This is a genomic window from Streptomyces sp. NBC_00989, assembly GCF_045162655.1.
Taxonomy (GTDB): Bacteria; Actinomycetota; Actinomycetes; order Streptomycetales; family Streptomycetaceae; genus Streptomyces.
The window spans coordinates 6,672,762-6,690,825 of record NZ_CP108728.1 but is presented as its reverse complement, the minus strand read 5'-3'; the positions used below and the strand labels follow the sequence as shown (position 1 = coordinate 6,690,825).

Below are 18,064 nucleotides of genomic sequence, written 5' to 3'. Positions count from 1 at the left end.
ACCGATCATCCGGAACAAGTCCCGTCGCACGGAGGGCATCACGTACGGCATAGTGTTCTGTGCCCACTCGGCGACCAGGCTAAATGTCCGGTTCTAACGAGTTTGATCCCCCGTGGTGTAATTGGCAGCACCGTGGCTTTTGGTGCCATTTGTCCGGGTTCGAGTCCTGGCGGGGGAGCAAAAACCTGATCGCAACTGATCGACACCTGAGCAACTCTCTCCCCCAGCACCCCTGTTAGGGCCCTGACAGCACTGTCAGGGCCCACTCTCATGTCCCCCATGAAACGCCCCGGTATCCTGCGAATGTCCACCCCCCAGCATTCCGAAGCCGAAGGGCAAACCCGTGAGCGCCATTCGCCCGGCAGCCGTCGTCGTCCTCGCAGCGGGTGAGGGCACCCGTATGAAGTCGGCCACACCGAAGGTCCTGCACGAGCTCTGCGGCCGGACCCTCGTCGGTCATGTGCTGGCCGCCGCCCGCGAGTTGGAGCCGGAGAACCTGGTCGTCGTCGTGGGCCACGCCCGCGAGAAGGTGACCGCCCACCTCGGCGAGACCGACCCCGGCGTACGGACCGCGGTCCAGGCCGAGCAGAACGGCACCGGCCACGCCGTACGCATGGCACTCGAAGAACTCGGCACCGTCGACGGCACCGTGGTCGTCGTCTGCGGCGACACCCCCCTCCTCCGCGGCGAGACCCTGCGCGCCCTCACCGCCAACCACACCGCCGACGGCAACGCGGTGACCGTGCTCACCGCCGAGGTCCCGGACGCGACCGGCTACGGCCGCATCGTCCGCGACGGCGCCTCCGGCGCGGTGACCGCGATCGTCGAGCACAAGGACGCCTCCGACTCGCAGCGCGCGATCCGCGAGATCAACTCCGGAGTCTTCGCGTTCGACGGGCAGTTGCTCGCCGACGCGCTCGGCAAGGTGCGGACCGACAACAGCCAGGGCGAGGAGTACCTCACCGACGTCCTCGGCATCCTGCGCGAGGCCGGGCACCGGGTCGGTGCCTCGATCGCGGGCGACCACCGCGAGATCGCCGGCATCAACAACCGCGTGCAGCTGTCCGAGGCGCGCCGCATCCTCAACGACCGGCTGCTGACCGAGGCCATGCTCGGCGGGGTCACCGTCATCGACCCGGCCACCACCTGGATCGACGTCGCCGTCACCTTCGGCCAGGACGCGATCGTCCACCCCGGCACCCAGCTGCACGGCGCCACCCACATCGGCGAGGGCGCCGAGGTCGGCCCCAACACCCGCCTGACGGACACCACCGTCGAGGCCGGCGCCCGCGTCGACAACACCGTCGCCGTCAGCTCGCACATCGGCCCGCAGGCGTCCGTCGGCCCGTTCGCCTATCTCCGTCCCGGCACCCGCCTGGGCACGAAGAGCAAGATCGGCACGTACGTCGAGACGAAGAACGCGACGATCGGCGAGGGCACGAAGATCCCGCACCTCTCCTACGTCGGGGACGCGACGATCGGCGAGTACACCAACATCGGTGCCGCGAGCGTCTTCGTGAACTACGACGGCAAGGACAAGCACCACACCACCGTCGGATCGCATTGCCGCACGGGTTCGGACAATATGTTTGTGGCACCCGTCACGGTCGGGGACGGCAGTTACACCGCCGCCGGGTCCGTGATCACGAAGGACGTACCGCCCGGTTCGCTGGCCGTGGCCCGTGGCCAGCAGCGGAATATCGAGGGTTGGGTGGCCCGCAAGCGTCCGGGCAGCGCGGCCGCGAAGGCCGCGGAAACGGCTTCCCGCCAGGGCGAGAGCGAGAACTGACCGGAAACGGGTGCCTCGAACACGGCGTACCGTGATAAACGCACACCCAGTTGAATGACCTCTGAGGAGACAGTGCTGTGACCGGGATCAAGACGACCGGCGAGAAGAAGATGATGTTCTTCTCCGGCCGCGCCCACCCCGAGCTTGCCAAGGAGGTCGCCCAGCAGCTGGGTGTCGGGGTAGTCCCGACGAAGGCCTTCGACTTCGCGAACGGCGAGATCTACGTCCGCTTCGAGGAGTCGGTGCGCGGTGCGGACTGTTTCGTGATCCAGAGCCACACGGCTCCCATCAACCAGTGGGTCATGGAGCAGCTCATCATGATCGACGCGCTCAAGCGCGCGTCGGCCCGCTCCATCACCGTCATCGTGCCGTTCTACGGCTATGCCCGGCAGGACAAGAAGCACCGCGGCCGTGAGCCGATCTCGGCGCGGCTCATCGCGGACCTGATGAAGACGGCGGGTGCACACCGCATCCTCACCGTCGACCTGCACACCGACCAGATCCAGGGCTTCTTCGACGGGCCCGTGGACCATCTCTTCGCCCTCCCGCTCCTCGCGGACTACGTGGGGAGCAAGGTCGACCGCAGCAAGCTGACCGTCGTCTCCCCGGACGCCGGCCGCGTGCGCGTCGCCGACCGCTGGTGCGACCGCCTCGGCGCGCCCCTCGCGATCGTGCACAAGCGGCGCGACAAGGACGTGGCGAACCAGGTCACCGTCCACGAGGTCGTCGGCGAGGTCGAGGGCCGCGTCTGCGTCCTGGTCGACGACATGATCGACACCGGCGGCACGATCTGCGCCGCGGCGGACGCCCTGTTCGCGCACGGCGCGGAGGACGTCATCGTGACGGCCACCCACGGCGTGCTCTCCGGCCCCGCCGCGGACCGTCTGAAGGCCTCCCGGGTCAGCGAGTTCGTCCTCACGGACACCCTCCCCACCCCGGGCGAGGTCGGCGCCGACCTCGACAAGATCACGGTCCTGTCGATCGCCCCGACCATCGCGAGCGCGGTCCGCGAGGTCTTCGAGGACGGCTCGGTCACAAGCCTCTTCGACGAGCACTGACCCTGCCCGTCGTAGATCGATTTCTGTTACGGCCTTCCCGCCGAGTAAGCTGCCACAGTTGCTCGGCGAGGGAGGCCGTACCAGTTCTCGGGTACGGCGGTCCGTTATCGACGCGCTCTTCGTAGCAGGCCGATGTTCGGCCGGGTGACCACCTTCCCCGACTGTTCTACGAGGAGTGACCATGGCCGACGTCAAGCTCGCCGCCGAGACCCGCACCGAGTTCGGCAAGGGCGCCGCCCGCCGTATCCGCCGTGACAAGAAGGTCCCCGCCGTGGTCTACGGCCACGGTGTCGACCCGCTGCACATCACCCTGCCGGGCCACGAGCTGCAGCTCGCCCTGCGTACCCCGAACGTCCTGCTCACCCTGGACATCGAGGGCAAGACCCAGCTCGCCATCCCGAAGGCCGTCCAGCGTGACGCCATCAAGGGCTACCTGGAGCACGTCGACCTGCTCACCGTGAAGAGCGGCGAGAAGGTCACCGTCGAGGTCTACGTCCACACCGAGGGCGAGCTGGCCCCGGGTTCGTTCCTCCTTGAGCACGTGCTGAGCACGATCACCGTCGAGGCCGAGGCCACGCACATCCCCGAGTCGGTCACCGTGTCCATCGCGGGCCTGGAGGCCGGTGCCTCCATCGCCGCCAAGGACATCCCGCTGCCCAAGGGCACCACGCTGGCGATCGACGAGGACGCGGTCGTCCTCCAGGTCCTGGCCGCCCAGGCGGAGGAGGCGTCCGCGGACGCCGACGCCGAGGGCTCCGAGGCCTGATCCGCACCGCTCACCGTTTGGTCAGCCGCTGTTCCCACCGGGAGCAGCGGCTGGCTGCCGGTGGTCCGGGGACGCCCCCCGAAAAACACAGCAAGGAGACATGGACGTGACGACCGACGCCAATGCCCCCTGGCTGATCGTGGGACTCGGCAACCCCGGCTCCGAGTACGCGAACAACCGGCACAACGTGGGCTTCATGGTGGCCGACCTGCTGGCCGAGCGGATCGGCGGCAAGTTCAAGCGCGCCGGTAAGGCACAGGCGCAGGTCCTGGAGGGCCGGATCGGGGCGCCGGGTCCGGCGAGCCGCCGGGTCGTCCTGGTGAAGCCGACGTCGTTCATGAACCTGTCCGGCGGCCCGGTCAACGCGCTGCGCGACTTCTACAAGGTGCCCCTCGCGAACATCGTCGCCGTGCACGACGAGCTGGACATCGACTACGGCACCCTCCGCCTCAAGCTCGGCGGCGGCGACAACGGCCACAACGGTCTGAAGTCGATGACGAAGGCGATGGGCCCGGACTACCACCGGGTGCGGTTCGGCATCGGACGCCCGCCGGGCCGTATGCAGGTCGCCGACTTCGTACTGAAGGACTTCTCTTCCACGGAGCGCAAGGAGCTGGACTTCCTGGTGGACCGGGCGACGGACTCCGTGGAGTGTCTGGTGAGCGAGGGCCTGGAGCGGGCGCAGAGCGCGTACAACTCCTGAGCTGTCCCACTTGCCCAGCTTGCCTGACTTAACCTGCTTGTCCCGTGCGGGAGTTGACCGGACGTGCGGGTATGGCCAATGATCCCCGCCATGTCACCCGCAGCCTCCGCCTCCCCCGGCGCCTTCGCCGCCCTGAACTTCGGGCGGCTCGCGGCGATGGGCACGGTCACCGTGCTGATCCTGATCGCCGGGGTGTGGGGCTCGTGGCCGACCGCGCACAACGTGATGCTGACCAAGGGGCGCGAGAGCGGCACGATCGAGGTCACCGCGTGCGGCGACGACACCTGCACCGGCCCGTACACACCGGTCTCCACGGGGTCGAAGGCCCGCGCCGAGGTCGTCATCGAGCACACGGTCGCGGTGAAGAAGGGCCAGACGTACACCGTGGTCGTGAAGCCGGGCACCGACGAGGTCATGCGCTCCGGTCCGGCCGGAATCCTCTACGCCTGGGTCCCTCTCGGCGGCGCCCTCCTGCTCGCCTCGGTGGTGGTCGCGGGCGGCCTGCGGCTGACCCGGGCCGCGTGGGTGCTGGCCGGCACGGGGATCGCGCTGCTGACGGCGGCGTTCGCAGCGCTCTGACGGCAGTCCGCCGTACGACGTGAAAGTGCCCCCGAGCCGCTACGACGGCTCGGGGGCACTCCTCGTTCGTGTCCGGGTCAGCCGGTGTTGCGCAGGCCCGCCGCCACACCGTTGACGGTGAGGAGCAGGGCGCGCGAGAGCAGCGGGTCGGGGTCGGCGCCGGCCGCCGCCTCGTCGCGCTGGCGCTTCAGCAGGGTGACCTGGAGATACGAGATCGGGTCGAGGTAGGCGTCGCGGATGGTGAACGTCTGCTTCAACACCGGGGTGGCGTCCAGCAGTTCGGCCTCACCGGTGACGCGGAGCACCTCGGTGACGGTCAGTTCGTGCTCGGCCCGGATGGTGTCGAACACGTGCTTGAGGTCGTCCGGGACGAGGGTGTCGACGTAGTGCTGGGCGATCCGCAGGTCCGTCTTCGCGAGGGTCATCTCGACGTTGGAGATGAAGTTGCGGAAGAAGTGCCACTGTTCGTGCATCTCGTCGAGCACGCCCTCTCCTCCCAATGTCGCGGTCAGGCCCGCCTCGCGCAGCGCCTTCAGGCCGGAGCCGACACCGAACCAGCCGGGCACGATCTGCCGGGACTGGGTCCAGCCGAACACCCACGGGATGGCGCGCAGTCCGTCGAGCGAGACGCCCGAGCCGGGGCGGCGGGAGGGCCGCGAGCCCAGGTGCAGATCGGCGAGCTGGTCCACCGGCGTGGAGGCGAGGAAGTACGTCGGGAGGTCCGGGTCCTCGACCAGCCTGCGGTAGGCGTCGTGGGCCGAGTCCGAGATCAGGTCCATGGCCGCGTCCCAGCGGGCGAGGGCCTCGTCGGACTGGCGGGGCGAGGTGTGCAGGGCGGAGGCCTGGAGGGTGGCCGCGACGGTCAGCTCCAGGTTCTCGCGGGCCAGTGACGGCACGAGGTACTTGTCGGAGATGACCTCGCCCTGCTCGGTCACCTTGATCTCGCCCTCCAGGGTTCCCCAGGGCTGGGCGAGGATCGCGTCGTGGGACGGGCCGCCACCGCGGCCGACGGTTCCGCCACGGCCGTGGAAGAGCCGGAGGCGGACGCCGTAGCGGTGCGCCACGTCACGCAGGCGGCGCTGGGCGCGGTGGATCTCCCACTGCGACGTCGTGATGCCACCGAACTTCGACGAGTCCGAGTACCCGAGCATGACCTCCTGGACATCGCCGCGCAGCGCCACGAGGCGCCGGTAGGACGGGTCGGAGAGCATGTCCTCAAGGATCGTGTCGGCGGCCTTCAGCTCGTCCGTGGTCTCCAGCAGCGGCACGATGCCGACCTTCGCCCAGCCGGCGTGCAGGTCGACGAGCCCGGCCTCGCGGGCCAGCACGGCGGCGGCGAACACGTCATCGGCGCCCTGGCACATGGAGATGATGTACGACTCGATGACCTCGGGCCCGAAGACGGCGAGGGCCTTCTTGACGGTCTCGAAGACGCCGAGGGTCTTCTCGCCGGCCGCGTCGACGGGCGCAGGGGTGGGGGCCAGCGGCCTCCGCGACCGCAGCTCCTTGGCGAGCAGCTTGGCGCGGTACTCGCGGGGCATGTCGGCGTACCGCCAGGACTCCTCGCCGAGCCGGTCGAAGAGCTGGCCGAGGGCGTGGTGGTGGGCGTCCGCGTGCTCGCGTACGTCCATGGTGGCGAGCTGGAGGCCGAACGCGCCGAGCGTGCGGATCGTACGGTCCATGCGGCCGTCGGCGAAGAGGCCGCCGCGGTGGGCGCGCAGCGAGGTCTGGATCAGGGTGAGGTCGTGCAGCAGCTCGGCGGTGCCGAGGTAGTCGCGGCCGTCCTCGTGCGGGGTGCCCTTGGCCAGGCGGCTCTTGGTGTTCTCCAGCTTCTGCCGGATGCAGGTGGCCTTGAGCCGGTAGGGCTCCTCGGCGTTGAGCCGCTTGTAGCGGGGGCTGATCTCGGGCAGCAGCTCCAGGTCGGCCCGGAGGGAGTCCAGCAGCTCCTCCGTCGCGCCCGTGTAGCGGATGGAGTTGGAGAGGAAGCCGCGCAGCTCGTCGATCGTCTCCAGGGCGTCGTTGATGCCGTGCTCGTGCTGGAGGATCAGGACGTCCCAGGTGACCTGGGGCGTGACGTTCGGGTTGCCGTCGCGGTCGCCGCCGATCCAGGTGCCGAAGGTGAGCGGGCGGGTGTCGTCGGGGAGCTTGACGCCGACGCGCTCCAGCTCGGCGGTGAGGTCCTCCAGGACGTCACCCACGGCGCCGGCGTGCAGCTCGTCGAGGTAGTAGATGGCGTTACGGGCTTCGTCGGCCGGTTCCGGACGGACGACCCGGAGTTCGTCCGTCTGCCACACCAGGTCGATGTTCTCGGCCAGACGGGTGTCGTGGCGACGGCGGTCGGACGCGATGACCGGGGTCTCCAGGAGCGCGGCGATGCGCCGGAGCTTGTTGAGGACGGACCGGCGCGCGGCCTCGGTGGGGTGCGCGGTGAAGACCGGGCGGACGTTCAAGTTCTTGACCGTCTCGCGCAGGTGCTCGGGGTCGGCGTCCTTGAGGCGGTCGGCCGTACGGGCGAGGAGTCCGCCCTCGGCGGCACGGCGGGCGCGCAGCTCGCGGCCGCGGTGCACCTGCTCGGTGACGTTGGCCAGGTGGAAGTAGGTGGAGAAGGCGCGGACCAGCTTGGCGGCGGTCTCCAGCTCTATGCCGCGCAGCAGCTCGGCGGCGGCCTCGCCGTCCTCCCGGGTGAGGCGGCGGACCTTCTCGACCAGTTCGAGCAGCTCGGGGCCCTCCTGGCGGACGAGAGTCTCGCCCAGGAGGTCGCCCAGGCGCCGGATGTCGGCGCGCAGCGCACTGCCGGTCGAGGTGGTGCTCGTGGTCAGGTCGTCGGCACTGCTCACAGGTGCGGCTCCTTGCAGTGTTTGAAGCTCGTCTGGAGGGAACCCGGACGGCGGTCCCGCGGCGGCTGCCGCATACGGGACGGACATCCGGGAAGAAAACAGAGCGGACCGCGCTGTCCGACCGACACCCAGGATAGGTGTCCACTCTGACGCGCGGTCTCACGGGCTTCGTCCACCGGTCGACGCGCTGCCATACTTACGTCGCCGTAGGTTACGGAACCGTAGGGAAGTCCATGCTGAACTGCTGCTGCCCGGCTCCCGCCGTCCGACGCTCCGCCTCCACCTCCGAACCCCACAGGGGACGCCCATGACCACGAGCTCCGATGTGATCGACGACGCCCCGCGGGCGAACGACGACGGCACTCCGCTCCCCGCCGCCACGCGGGGCGGCGAGAAGAAGGGGTCGCTGGAACAACTCACCCTTCTCCTCTTCATCACCGTCCCGTTCCTGGCCCTGCTCGCGGCGGTGCCGCTGGCGTGGAGCTGGGGCGGGGTGAGCTGGCTGGACCTCGGCCTGCTGGTGTTCTTCTACTACCTGGGCTGCCACGGCGTGACGATCGGCTACCACCGGTACTTCACGCACGGCTCCTTCAAGGCGAAGCGCCCGCTGCGGATCGCCGTCGCGATCGCCGGGTCGATGGCCGTCGAGGGGCCGCTGGTGCGCTGGGTGGCCGACCACCGCAAGCACCACAAGTTCTCCGACGCGGACGGCGACCCGCATTCGCCGTGGCGCTACGGCGAGACCGTGCCGGCGCTGATCAAGGGCCTGTGGTGGGCGCACATCGCGTGGATGTTCGACGAGGAGCGCACCCCGCAGGAGAAGTACGCGCCGGACCTGATCAAGGACCGGGCGATCCGGGCGATCTCCCGCCAGTTCATCTTCTGGACGATGCTCTCGCTGGCGCTGCCGCCGCTGATCGGCGGCCTGGCGACGATGTCCTGGTGGGGCGCGTTCACCGGCTTCTTCTGGGGCTCGCTGGTGCGGGTCGCGCTGCTGCACCACGTCACCTGGTCGATCAACTCGATCTGCCACGCGGTCGGCAAGCGGCCCTTCAAGTCCCGTGACCGTTCCGGCAACGTGTGGTGGCTGGCGATCCTGTCCTGCGGCGAGTCCTGGCACAACCTGCACCACGCCGACCCGACGTCCGCGCGGCACGGTGTGGAGCGCGGCCAGCTGGACTCCTCGGCGCGGATCATCCGCTGGTGTGAGCAGCTCGGCTGGGCCTATGACGTGCGCTGGCCGTCACGCTCGCGTATCGATTCGCGCCGTATCTCCGGTACGGACGGCTCTCAGCCCCGGAAGGAGTCGGCGGAGGCGGCATGATTGACGCCGTGGCGACCGATCCCAGCAGCACCCCGAGCAACGAGAAGCCCCGACGCGCGCGCCGCACCCGGATGACGGGAGCGGAGCGCCGGGCCCAACTGCTCGAGGTCGGTCGCACGCTCTTCGCGACGAAGGGCTTCGAGGCCACGTCGGTGGAGGAGATCGCGGCGAAGGCCGGGGTCTCCAAGCCGGTGGTCTACGAGCACTTCGGCGGCAAGGAGGGCCTGTACGCGGTGGTCGTGGACCGCGAGATGCGCCGTCTGCTGGACATGGTGACCAGCTCGCTGACGGCCGGCCATCCCCGCGAACTCTGCGAACAGGCGGCCTTCGCCCTCCTCGACTACATCGAGGAGTACACGGACGGCTTCCGCATCCTGGTCCGCGACTCCCCCATCCCCCAGTCGACGGGCTCCTTCGCGTCCCTGATCTCGGACATCGCGACGCAGGTCGAGGACATCCTGGGCCGCGAGTTCAAGAGCCGGGGCTTCGACGCGAACCTCGCCCCCCTCTACGCCCAGGCCCTCGTCGGCATGGTCGCGCTGACCGGCCAGTGGTGGCTGGACGTGCGCCGCCCGAAGAAGGCGGAGGTCGCGGCCCATCTGGTGAACCTGGCCTGGCACGGGCTGGACGGCCTGGAGGCGAAGCCGCGGTTGATAGGCCACCGGAAGAGCTGAGCGCGCGCGGCGGTACGGAACGCGAAGGCGCGCGGATGCACGGAACGCGGAAGGGGCCCCTGCTGGAGAGCAGGGGCCCCTTTGCGCGGTGTCGGCGCGTCAGCGCTTGAAGGCGTCCTTGGCCTTCTCCTTGGCCTCGCGCGCGTCGCCCTTGGACTTCTCCGCCTGGCCCTTGGCCTTCATGGTCTCGTTGCCCACGGCCCCGCCCACGGTCTCCTTGACCTTGCCCTTGGCCTGTTCCTTCTTGGCCTTGGCCTTCTCGTCCTTCGCCACGGTTCATCAACTCCCGGTCGGATGGAAACTCGGTACTCGGCGCCACCGACCGGGTAGCCGCGACGGCGAGGGGCAAACACCGATCAGACGTCGGGCTCCAGGAACTCCAGCCGGTTCCCCACCGGATCCTCGGAGTAGAAGCGCCGGTGCCCAGGCAGGTCCTCGTCCCAAGTGACGGACGCCCCAAGGGACTTCAGCCGGGCCGCGTACGCCTCGATGCCGGTCACGCGGAGCCCGGGGTGGGCCTTCCTCGCGGGCCGGAAGTCAGCCTCGATCCCCAGATGAAGCTGGACCGCCCCCGCCCCGAACCAGCACCCGCCCCGCGCCGCGAGCACAGGCGGCTTGGGGATCTCGGTCATCCCGAGGACGTCGACGTAGTACGCCCGCAGCGCGTCCTCCGATCCCGCCGGAGCCGCCAACTGCACGTGGTCCACGGCCGCGAGCATCCCTCACGCCTCCCTGCGGGCCACCGCGAACAACCGCCGGAACGGGAGCACCGTGCCGTAGTCCGCCGTCGGGTACGCCTCGCGGAGCAGGTCGCGGTACTCCGTCACGAACGCGTCCCGTGCCTCCGGGTCGTCCGCCAGGGCGGTCAGGGCCGGGCGCAGACCCGTGCCCTTGACCCAGTCGAGGACGGGGTCGTCGCCGGGGAGGACGTGCTGGTACGTCGTCTGCCAGACGTCGGGGGCGCAGCCCAGGCGGGCCAGGTGGTCGAGGTAGACGCCGGGGGCGTGGACCGAGTCCTCGCGGCGCAGGACCTCGCCGAGGCGGCTCTTCCAGCGGGCGGTGGCGGCCAGTTCACGCATCAGGGCGTGCAGGGGCGCGTCGATGTTGTCCGGCACCTGGAAGGCGAAGGTACCGCCGGGGGCCAGCGCGGCCACCCAGTCGCCGAACCGGTCGAGATGCCCCGGCACCCATTGCAGGGCCGCGTTCGAGACGATCAGGTCGTACGTCTGCGTCGGCGCCCAGTCCGTCGCGTCCGCGTGGGCGAAGTCGAGGAGGCCGCCGCCGGGTGTGGGGCCCTCGTAGGGCTCGGTCTTCGCGAGCATCTCGGGTGAGTTGTCGTAGCCGGTGATGTGCGCGGTGGGCCAGCGGTCGGCGAGGACGGTGGTCACGTTGCCGGGGCCGCAGCCGAGGTCGGCGATGCGGGGCGCGGCGCCGGGGAGGTCGGTGACGCGGGCGAGGAGGTCGGTGAACGGGCGGGCGCGGTGGCCGGCGTGGCGCAGGTACTGAGCGGGGTCCCAAGTCGTCATGCCGTCCACTCTCCCCGCCCACATATCTTGATGTCAAGAGACTCTGCATCAAGAGGCTTGACATCAAGAGACTTCACGTCGACACAACCACTACACTGATCGTCATGGAGGACGAGGTCGATCGGCTTGTCGCAGCGTGGCGCCGGGAGCGCCCCGACCTCGACGTGGAGCCACTTGAGGTGCTCAGCCGGGTGAGCAGACTGGCCCGGCACCTGGACCGGGCCCGCCGGCTGGCGTTCGCCGAGCACAGCCTGGAGCCCTGGGAGTTCGACGTGCTGACGGCGCTCAGGCGCGCGGGCAGCCCCTACCAGCTCTCCCCCGGCCAGCTGCTGACCCAGACCCTGGTCACGTCCGGCACGATGACGAACCGTATCGACCGCCTGGCGAAGAAGGGCCTGGTCGAGCGGCTCCCCGACCCCAGCGACCGCCGGGGCGTGCTGGTCCGCCTCACGGAGGAGGGCCAGGACCGCGCGGACCAGGCCCTGGCCGGCCTGCTGGCGCAGGAGCGCGCGATCCTCGCGGAACTCTCCCGCGCCCAGCGGGGCGAACTGGCCGACCTGCTACGCCAGTTGACCGCCCCGTTCGACAACATCCCCGGCTAGGTCGACCGGACCCACCCCCGCGCGCCGGGCGAGAGCCGCCGCCGCGAGGGTGAAGTGGACGCGCAACCTGCCCAACACGTGCAGAACCCTCCCGCACCCAACAGGGCGAACAGGCAGGCCTCCTACGCCAGTTGACCGCCCCGTTCGACAACATCCCCGGCTAGGTCGACCGGACCCACCCCCGCGCGCCGGGCGAGTGCGACCGCGGCGAGGGTGGAGTGGACGCCCAGTTTGCCGAGCACGTTTTGCATATGCGTCCGGACCGTGTGCGGGGAGAGGAACAGTCGCTCGGCGACGGCCTTCCGCCCCAGCCCCGCCACCATGCAGCGCAACACCTCGCGCTCCCGCGGAGTCAGCGACTCCACCAGACGCTCGCTCTCGGTGCGGTGCTTGCGCGCGGCCGTCAACTCACGCAGGACGCCGGTCAGCAGGGCGGGTGGCAGGTGCGTCTCGTCGCGAAGCACCCCTCGGATGACGGTTAAAAGCCTGGACAGCGAGCAGTCCTTGGCGACCCAGCCGGAGGCCCCGGCCTGGAGGGCCAGCGCGGCCCGGCGCGGATCGTCCTTCTCGGCCAGCACGACCATCCGTACGCTCGGCTGCGCCGAACGGACCCCGGCGACCAGGGAGATCCCGTCCACCAGCCCGTCCTCGTTGCCCGCCTGTACGGGTACGGCGGGCCGGACGCCCGGCACGTTGCCGCCCAGATCGGCGTCCACGAGCAGGACGTCGAATCTGCGGCCCTCGGCGTTCGCGCGCTCCATGCAGCGCAGCGCGGCGGGACCACTGCCGGCCGCGGACACGTCGACATCGGGCTCGGCGGCCAGTGCCGCGGCGAGCGATTCGGCGAAGATGCGATGGTCGTCGACGACCAGGACTCGGATGCGAACCACGAAACCCCCTTCCCCAGGCTCCTGGTGGAGCAGGGGATACCTCATCGTCGGGAGACGAAGCGATGATTGCGGGTACGACGCCCGGGAGCGGCCTGAGCCGCACGGCCGCCGCCGTGCAGACACTGCTACCCCCACATCGGGCGTCGTACCCGACTTGTCTCGCCCCCTGATCAGCACCGGCCCCCACCGGTGCTGCTCACAGCGTACGGCCGGGGCGCAGCAGCGGAAGCTAATTTGCAGAACTGATTGTCCGGCACGTTTATGGTGAGCCGCATGTTTCGTATTGAGACGGAAGTCGACAAGGAGCGACGCGATCTGCTCCGCGCCCGGCTGCTCGAAACCAACACGGCCGCCTCCCCGGTGCTGCGCGCCCTGCGCGGAACCCCTCGCGAACGTGAAGTTCCGCTCCAGGTGTGGGCGTTGGACGGGGCGGGCGAACTCGCGGGCGGACTGGTCGGCCACAGCTGGGCGGACTGGCTGCACGTGACGTACCTGTGGGTGGACGGCCGCCACCGCGGCACGGGCCTCGGCTCCCGCATCCTCACCGAGGCGGAGCGCATCGCCCACGACGAGCGCGGCTGCGGGGCGGCCCGGCTGGAGACCTGGGACTTCCAGGCGCCGGAGTTCTACCAGAAGCAGGGGTACGAGGTGGTGTGCGTGATTCCGGACTATCCGCCGGGGGTCACGGAGTACACCCTGACCAAGAACCTCGGGGGAAGATGTCGTCGGGGGCGTCCGGTGAAGTGGCCGGTAGTGGACGCCCGTTGACGTCGACCGTCTAAAGTCCCTGGCCGTGACATCCACTTCAGCCACCACCGCCGAGAGTCCGGGAACATCATCACTGTGGCGTGAGCCGGCGTTCGTGCTGCTCGCGAGCGCGCGAACCGTGTCCGTGCTGGGCAACGGCTTCGCCGCCGTGGCCCTCGCCTTCGCGGTGCTCGCCCTGCCCGGAGCCAGTCCGGGCCGGCTGTCGCTCGTGCTGGCCTGCCAGGCCTTGCCGCAGCTGATGTTCATCCTGGTCGGCGGGGTCATCGCGGACCGCATGTCACGCGCCCGTCTGATGGCGCTCGCGGAACTGATGGGTGCCGTGGCGTACACGGGTCTGGCCACGCTGGTGCTGACCGGGCACGCGCCGCTGCCCGCGATGTGCGTGCTGGCGGTGGCGGCCGGCACGGCCTCGGCCCTGTTCATGCCGGCGATGGACGGCATCGTGCCGCTGATCGTCCCCACCGAACGCCTCCAACGGGCCAACGGCACGCTGCGGGTGGGCACCAACAGCGCCCGGCTGCTGGGCCTGGCGCTCTCGGGTGTGACGGTGGCCCTGGTGGGCGCGGGCTGGGCACTGGCGCTGAACGCCGCGTCGTTCGTCGTCAGCGCGGCCCTCACGGCTCGCCTCCCGGTCGCCGCACGCCCGCCCAGGAAGTCCTCCGGCTGGGCCGATCTCCGGGAGGGCTGGCGGGAGTTCGCGTCCCGGCAGTGGCTGTGGGCCGTGGTGGGCCAGTGGTCGATCGTGGTGGCGGCGCTCAACGCGAACGTGGGAGTCCTCGGCCCGCTGACCGCCGACCGCTACCTCGGTGGTGCCCGCGCCTGGTCGGTCATCGTCGCCGCGCAGGCCCTGGGCACGATCGCCGGCGCGGGCCTGGCCGCCCGGGTCCGGGTCCGCCGCCCCATCCTGGTGGCCGTACTCGCCACCTTCCCGGCGGCCGTCCCGATCGCGCTCCTCGCCGTCCGGGCCCCGGTCTGGCTGATCGCCGCCGCGATGTTCACCGCCGGGATCTCCAACGACGTCTTCGGCGTCCTGTGGGCCACGACGATCCACCGCGAGATCCCCGAGGAGTCCCTCTCCAGAGTCAGCTCCTACGACGGCTTCGGCTCCCTGGCCTTCGCCCCCCTGGGCCTGCTCATCGCAGGCCCACTCGCGGCGACCGTGGGCCTGGGCCACACCCTCGCGGGATGCGCGGCCCTGGTGGTCCTCGCCACGATCGGGGCACTGCTGGCCCCGGGGGTACGGAGGCTCACAACTCCTTGAGGGCGTCCAGGCCGACGTCCATGTCGTACGCGGGTCGCGACCCGGGGTCACTCCACCCGCCGCGCCCCCGCCGAAGGCACCGCCAGGAACACGCGCGGCGCCGTGTAACCCGCCGTCGCGAACGCCTCCTCGACCGCCTTCGTCACCGTGTCCGCCTCCGCGGCCTCGACGAGGACGACCGCCGAGCCGCCGAAGCCGCCGCCCGTCATGCGGGCGCCGAGCGCGCCCGCGCCGACCGCCGTGTCGACCACGAGGTCCAACTCCGGGCAGGAGATGCGCAGATCGTCGCGGAGGGAGGCGTGCCCCTCGGTCAGGACCGGGCCGATCGCACGGACGTCTCCCGCGTCGAGCAGGTTGATGACCTGGTCGACGCGGTGGTCGTCGGAGACGACATGGCGGACGTAGCGCCGCACCCGCTCGTCGGAGAGGCGGGCAAGGGACGACTCCAGGTCCTCGTACGCCACGTCCCGCAGGAAGGGGACGCCGAGTTGGCGCGCGCCCTCCTCGCAGCCCTCGCGGCGTTCCGCGTACGCGCCGTCGCCCAGCGCGTGCTTCACGCGGGAGTCGACGACCAGCAGCGAGAGGCCCTCGGACGCGAGGTCGAAGGGGATCTGACGGATCGACAGGTCACGGCAGTCGAGGTGGAGCGCGTGGCCCTCCTCGCAGCAGGCCGAGGCCGTCTGGTCCATGATGCCGCAGGGGACGCCGACGAAGTCGTTCTCCGCGCGCTGCGAGAAGCGGGCCAACTCCGGTGCGGACAGGCCGAGTTCGAACAGGTCGTTCAGAGCCAGGGCCGTGACCACCTCCAGCGCCGCCGACGACGACAGGCCCGCGCCCGTCGGGACCGTCGAGGAGAGGTGGATGTCCGCGCCGGTGACCTCGTGGCCCGCCTCGCGCAGGACCCACACCACGCCCGCCGGGTACGCGGCCCAGCTGGTGTTCGTGCGCGGGGCCAGCTCGTCGACATGCAGTTCCACGACCGGGCCCTCGATGTCCGCCGAGTGGAGGCGCAGGACGCCGTCGCTGCGGCGGGACACCGCCGCCACCGCCGTGTGCGGCAGGGCGAGCGGCATCACGAAGCCCTCGTTGAAGTCGGTGTACTCGCCGATCAGGTTGACCCGGCCCGGCGCGGCCCAGACGCCCTCGGGAGCCGTCCCGTACAGCTCCTCGAAGCCCTCACGTACACCCACGTGCGATCCCTAGCCCTTCGATACGTTCTGCGCGAACGCCCACGCGTCCGCGACGATGCCCGCGAGATCCGCGCGGGACGGGTTCCAGCCGAGGCGCTCCTTGGCCCTGGCCGCCGAGGCCACCAGGGTCGCCGGGTCGCCGCCGCGGCGCGGGGCCACGACCTCGGGGATCGGGTGCCCGGTGACCTGCCGCACGGTCTCGATGACCTGGCGGACGGAGAAGCCCTCGCCGTTGCCCAGGTTGCAAATCAGGTGCTCGCCGGGCGTGGCCGCCTTCAGCGCCAGCAGGTGCGCGTCGGCCAGGTCCGCGACGTGGATGTAGTCACGGACGCAGGTGCCGTCCGGCGTCGGGTAGTCGTCGCCGAAGACGGAGATCGCGTCGCGCTTGCCCTGGGCGACCTGGAGCACGAGCGGGATCAGGTGCGACTCGGGCGCGTGCCGCTCGCCGCAACTGCCGTACGCACCGGCCACGTTGAAGTAGCGGAGGGAGACCGCGCCCAGCCCGTGCGCCGCCGCCTCGCTCGTGATCATGAAGTCGACCGACAGCTTCGAGGCGCCGTAGGGGTTCGTCGGGGAGGTGCGGGTGGTCTCGACGATCGGGACCTCGTCCGGCTCGCCGTACGTGGCCGCCGTGGAGGAGAAGACGAGCTTGCGGACGCCTGCCTCGCGCATGGCGGCGAGGAGGGCCATCGAGCCGCCGACGTTGTTCTCCCAGTACTTCTCCGGCTTGACGACGGACTCGCCGACCTGGGAGAACGCGGCGAAGTGGAGGACCGCGTCGTACGAGGAGTCGAGCCACTTGGCCGCGTCGCGGATGTCGCCCTCGATGAACGACGCACCGGCGGGGATTCCCTCGCGGAAGCCCGTCGAGAGGTTGTCCAGGACGGTGACCTCGTGGCCCGCCTCCAGCAGGTGCTGGGCGACCACGCTGCCGACATAGCCCGCGCCGCCCGTGACCAGGTACTTACCGCTCATCAACTCGCTACCTCTCGCAGTCGCTCGGCCGCGAACTCCGGCGGCACGTCGTTGATGAACACGCTCATGCCGGACTCGGAACCCGCGAGGAACTTCAGCTTGCCGGACGTACGGCGAATGGTGAAAAGCTCGAGGTGGAGCGCGAAGTCGTCCCTGCTCACACCGTCGAACTCCTCCAGCGTGCCGAACGGCGCCTGGTGCCAGGCGGAGATGTACGGCGTCGGAGGCTCGCCCTCACCGAAGATCCGGTCGAAGCGCCTCAAGAGTTCCAGATAGACCTTGGGGAACTCTGTGCGGGCCGCCTCGTCCAGACCGAGCAGATCGGGCACCCGGCGCTTGGGATACAGGTGGACCTCGTACGGCCAGTGCGCCGCGTACGGCACGAAGGCGACCCAGTGTTCACCCTCAAGGACGACCCGCTCACCGGCGAGTTCACGCTCCAGGACCGAGTCGAAGAGGTTCTCACCGCCCGTCGCCTCCTTATGAGTCGCGAGCGAACGCAACATCAGCGCGGTGCGCGGGGTGGTGAAGGGGTAGGCGTAGATCTGGCCGTGGGGATGACCGAGGGTCACACCGATCTCTTCGCCGCGGTTCTCGAAACAGAAGACCTGCTCGACGGAGGGAAGATGCGACAGCTCCGACGTCCGGTCCGTCCACGCGTCGAGGACGAGGGCCGCCTGCTCCTCGGTGAGCGAGGCGAAGGACGCGTCGTGGTCGGAGGTGAAGCAGACCACCTCGCAGCGGCCGGAGTCCCCGGCCAGCGAGGGGAAACGGTTCTCGAACACGGCGACGTCGTACGACGAGTCCGGGATCTCGCTCAGCCGGTCGCCCGTCGTCGGGCAGAGCGGGCACTGGTCGACCGGCGGGTGGTAGATGCGGCCCTGGCGGTGCGAGGCGATCGCCACCGAGTCGCCGAGCAGCACGTCCCGCCGTACCTCCGAAGTGGTGACCGTGCGCTCCAGCGGGCGTCGGTCCACCGCGTCGCGCACGGTGTCGTCCCGCAGGTCGTAGTAGATGAGCTCACGACCGTCGGCCAACCGGGTCGAGGTCTTCTTCACGCCGGGCTCTCCATCCGTACGTACATCCACGCTTCACGCAGAACCAAACACAAAACCCAACACA

18 protein-coding genes and 1 tRNA gene are annotated in these 18,064 nt (G+C 70.2%); 11 read left to right on the top strand and 8 right to left on the bottom strand.

Features of this window, described 5'->3' with window-relative positions; genetic code table 11:
- Positions 1–106: 106 nt before the first annotated feature.
- From OG714_RS29830 to OG714_RS29805, 6 genes are all read left to right on the top strand, one after another.
- A tRNA-Gln gene (locus OG714_RS29830) sits at positions 107–178 on the top strand.
- A 165-nt stretch (positions 179–343) separates the two neighbouring features.
- A complete protein-coding gene (gene glmU, locus OG714_RS29825) occupies positions 344–1,789 on the top strand; it encodes a bifunctional UDP-N-acetylglucosamine diphosphorylase/glucosamine-1-phosphate N-acetyltransferase GlmU (RefSeq protein WP_406125573.1) in 1,446 nt (481 codons plus the stop codon).
- Between the two features lie 77 nt (positions 1,790–1,866).
- Complete coding sequence (locus tag OG714_RS29820) at positions 1,867–2,847, top strand: ribose-phosphate diphosphokinase (protein ID WP_363099871.1); 981 nt, start codon at positions 1,867–1,869, stop codon at positions 2,845–2,847.
- Positions 2,848–3,028: 181 nt separating this feature from the next.
- Complete coding sequence (locus tag OG714_RS29815) at positions 3,029–3,613, top strand: 50S ribosomal protein L25/general stress protein Ctc (RefSeq protein ID WP_406125571.1); 585 nt, start codon at positions 3,029–3,031, stop codon at positions 3,611–3,613.
- Between the two features lie 100 nt (positions 3,614–3,713).
- Positions 3,714–4,316 carry an aminoacyl-tRNA hydrolase gene (gene pth, locus OG714_RS29810; RefSeq protein ID WP_406125569.1) on the top strand — a complete coding sequence of 201 codons (603 nt, stop codon included), beginning with the start codon at positions 3,714–3,716 and terminating at the stop codon, positions 4,314–4,316.
- Between the two features lie 78 nt (positions 4,317–4,394).
- Positions 4,395–4,895: a hypothetical protein gene (locus tag OG714_RS29805; RefSeq protein WP_406125568.1), complete on the top strand. Its 501-nt coding sequence runs from the start codon at positions 4,395–4,397 to the stop codon at positions 4,893–4,895.
- A 77-nt stretch (positions 4,896–4,972) separates the two neighbouring features.
- Here the strand turns inward: OG714_RS29805 and ppc are convergent, their stop codons facing one another.
- A complete protein-coding gene (gene ppc, locus OG714_RS29800) occupies positions 4,973–7,732 on the bottom strand; it encodes a phosphoenolpyruvate carboxylase (protein WP_406125566.1) in 2,760 nt (919 codons plus the stop codon).
- Positions 7,733–8,039: 307 nt separating this feature from the next.
- On the opposite strand from ppc, the gene OG714_RS29795 reads away from it, so the two are divergent.
- The gene (locus OG714_RS29795) at positions 8,040–9,056 is read left to right on the top strand and encodes an acyl-CoA desaturase (RefSeq protein ID WP_406125564.1); all 1,017 of its coding nucleotides are present in this window, start codon (positions 8,040–8,042) and stop codon (positions 9,054–9,056) included.
- The gene (locus tag OG714_RS29790) at positions 9,053–9,730 is read left to right on the top strand and encodes a TetR/AcrR family transcriptional regulator (RefSeq protein WP_352181923.1); all 678 of its coding nucleotides are present in this window, start codon (positions 9,053–9,055) and stop codon (positions 9,728–9,730) included. Before OG714_RS29795 ends, OG714_RS29790 begins: the two co-directional genes overlap by 4 nt.
- A 99-nt stretch (positions 9,731–9,829) precedes the next feature.
- Here the strand turns inward: OG714_RS29790 and OG714_RS29785 are convergent, their stop codons facing one another.
- The 3 genes from OG714_RS29785 to OG714_RS29775 form a co-directional block, all read right to left on the bottom strand.
- Entirely contained in the window at positions 9,830–10,003 is a 174-nt protein-coding gene (locus tag OG714_RS29785) for a CsbD family protein (RefSeq protein ID WP_406125562.1), read from the bottom strand.
- Positions 10,004–10,086: 83 nt separating this feature from the next.
- On the bottom strand, positions 10,087–10,449 hold the full coding sequence (locus OG714_RS29780) for a VOC family protein (protein ID WP_406125560.1): 363 nt from the start codon (positions 10,447–10,449) through the stop codon (positions 10,087–10,089).
- A 3-nt stretch (positions 10,450–10,452) separates the two neighbouring features.
- Positions 10,453–11,256: a trans-aconitate 2-methyltransferase gene (locus tag OG714_RS29775; protein WP_406125559.1), complete on the bottom strand. Its 804-nt coding sequence runs from the start codon at positions 11,254–11,256 to the stop codon at positions 10,453–10,455.
- Positions 11,257–11,360: 104 nt separating this feature from the next.
- Between OG714_RS29775 and tamR the strand changes: the two genes are divergently transcribed.
- On the top strand, positions 11,361–11,858 hold the full coding sequence (tamR, locus tag OG714_RS29770; protein ID WP_328682685.1) for a MarR family transcriptional regulator TamR: 498 nt from the start codon (positions 11,361–11,363) through the stop codon (positions 11,856–11,858).
- A 122-nt stretch (positions 11,859–11,980) separates the two neighbouring features.
- On the opposite strand, the gene OG714_RS29765 is transcribed toward tamR, so the two are convergent.
- The gene (locus OG714_RS29765) at positions 11,981–12,748 is read right to left on the bottom strand and encodes a response regulator transcription factor (RefSeq protein WP_033284298.1); all 768 of its coding nucleotides are present in this window, start codon (positions 12,746–12,748) and stop codon (positions 11,981–11,983) included.
- A gap of 261 nt (positions 12,749–13,009) precedes the next feature.
- On the opposite strand from OG714_RS29765, the gene OG714_RS29760 reads away from it, so the two are divergent.
- Positions 13,010–13,516, top strand: a complete 507-nt coding sequence (locus OG714_RS29760; RefSeq protein WP_406125557.1) for a GNAT family N-acetyltransferase — start codon at positions 13,010–13,012, stop codon at positions 13,514–13,516.
- A 25-nt stretch (positions 13,517–13,541) separates the two neighbouring features.
- A complete protein-coding gene (locus OG714_RS29755) occupies positions 13,542–14,777 on the top strand; it encodes an MFS transporter (RefSeq protein ID WP_406125556.1) in 1,236 nt (411 codons plus the stop codon).
- Positions 14,778–14,824: 47 nt separating this feature from the next.
- Here the strand turns inward: OG714_RS29755 and galK are convergent, their stop codons facing one another.
- From galK to galT, 3 genes are read right to left on the bottom strand one after another with little or no spacing between them, the layout of a single operon-like run.
- Positions 14,825–15,967, bottom strand: coding sequence for a galactokinase (galK, locus tag OG714_RS29750; RefSeq protein ID WP_406125554.1), 1,143 nt, complete (start codon positions 15,965–15,967; stop codon positions 14,825–14,827).
- A gap of 9 nt (positions 15,968–15,976) precedes the next feature.
- Complete coding sequence (gene galE / locus OG714_RS29745) at positions 15,977–16,942, bottom strand: UDP-glucose 4-epimerase GalE (RefSeq protein WP_406125552.1); 966 nt, start codon at positions 16,940–16,942, stop codon at positions 15,977–15,979.
- Positions 16,942–18,000, bottom strand: coding sequence for a galactose-1-phosphate uridylyltransferase (gene galT, locus OG714_RS29740; protein ID WP_406125550.1), 1,059 nt, complete (start codon positions 17,998–18,000; stop codon positions 16,942–16,944). The genes galE and galT overlap by 1 nt, the downstream gene beginning before the upstream one ends.
- Positions 18,001–18,064 lie beyond the last annotated feature (64 nt).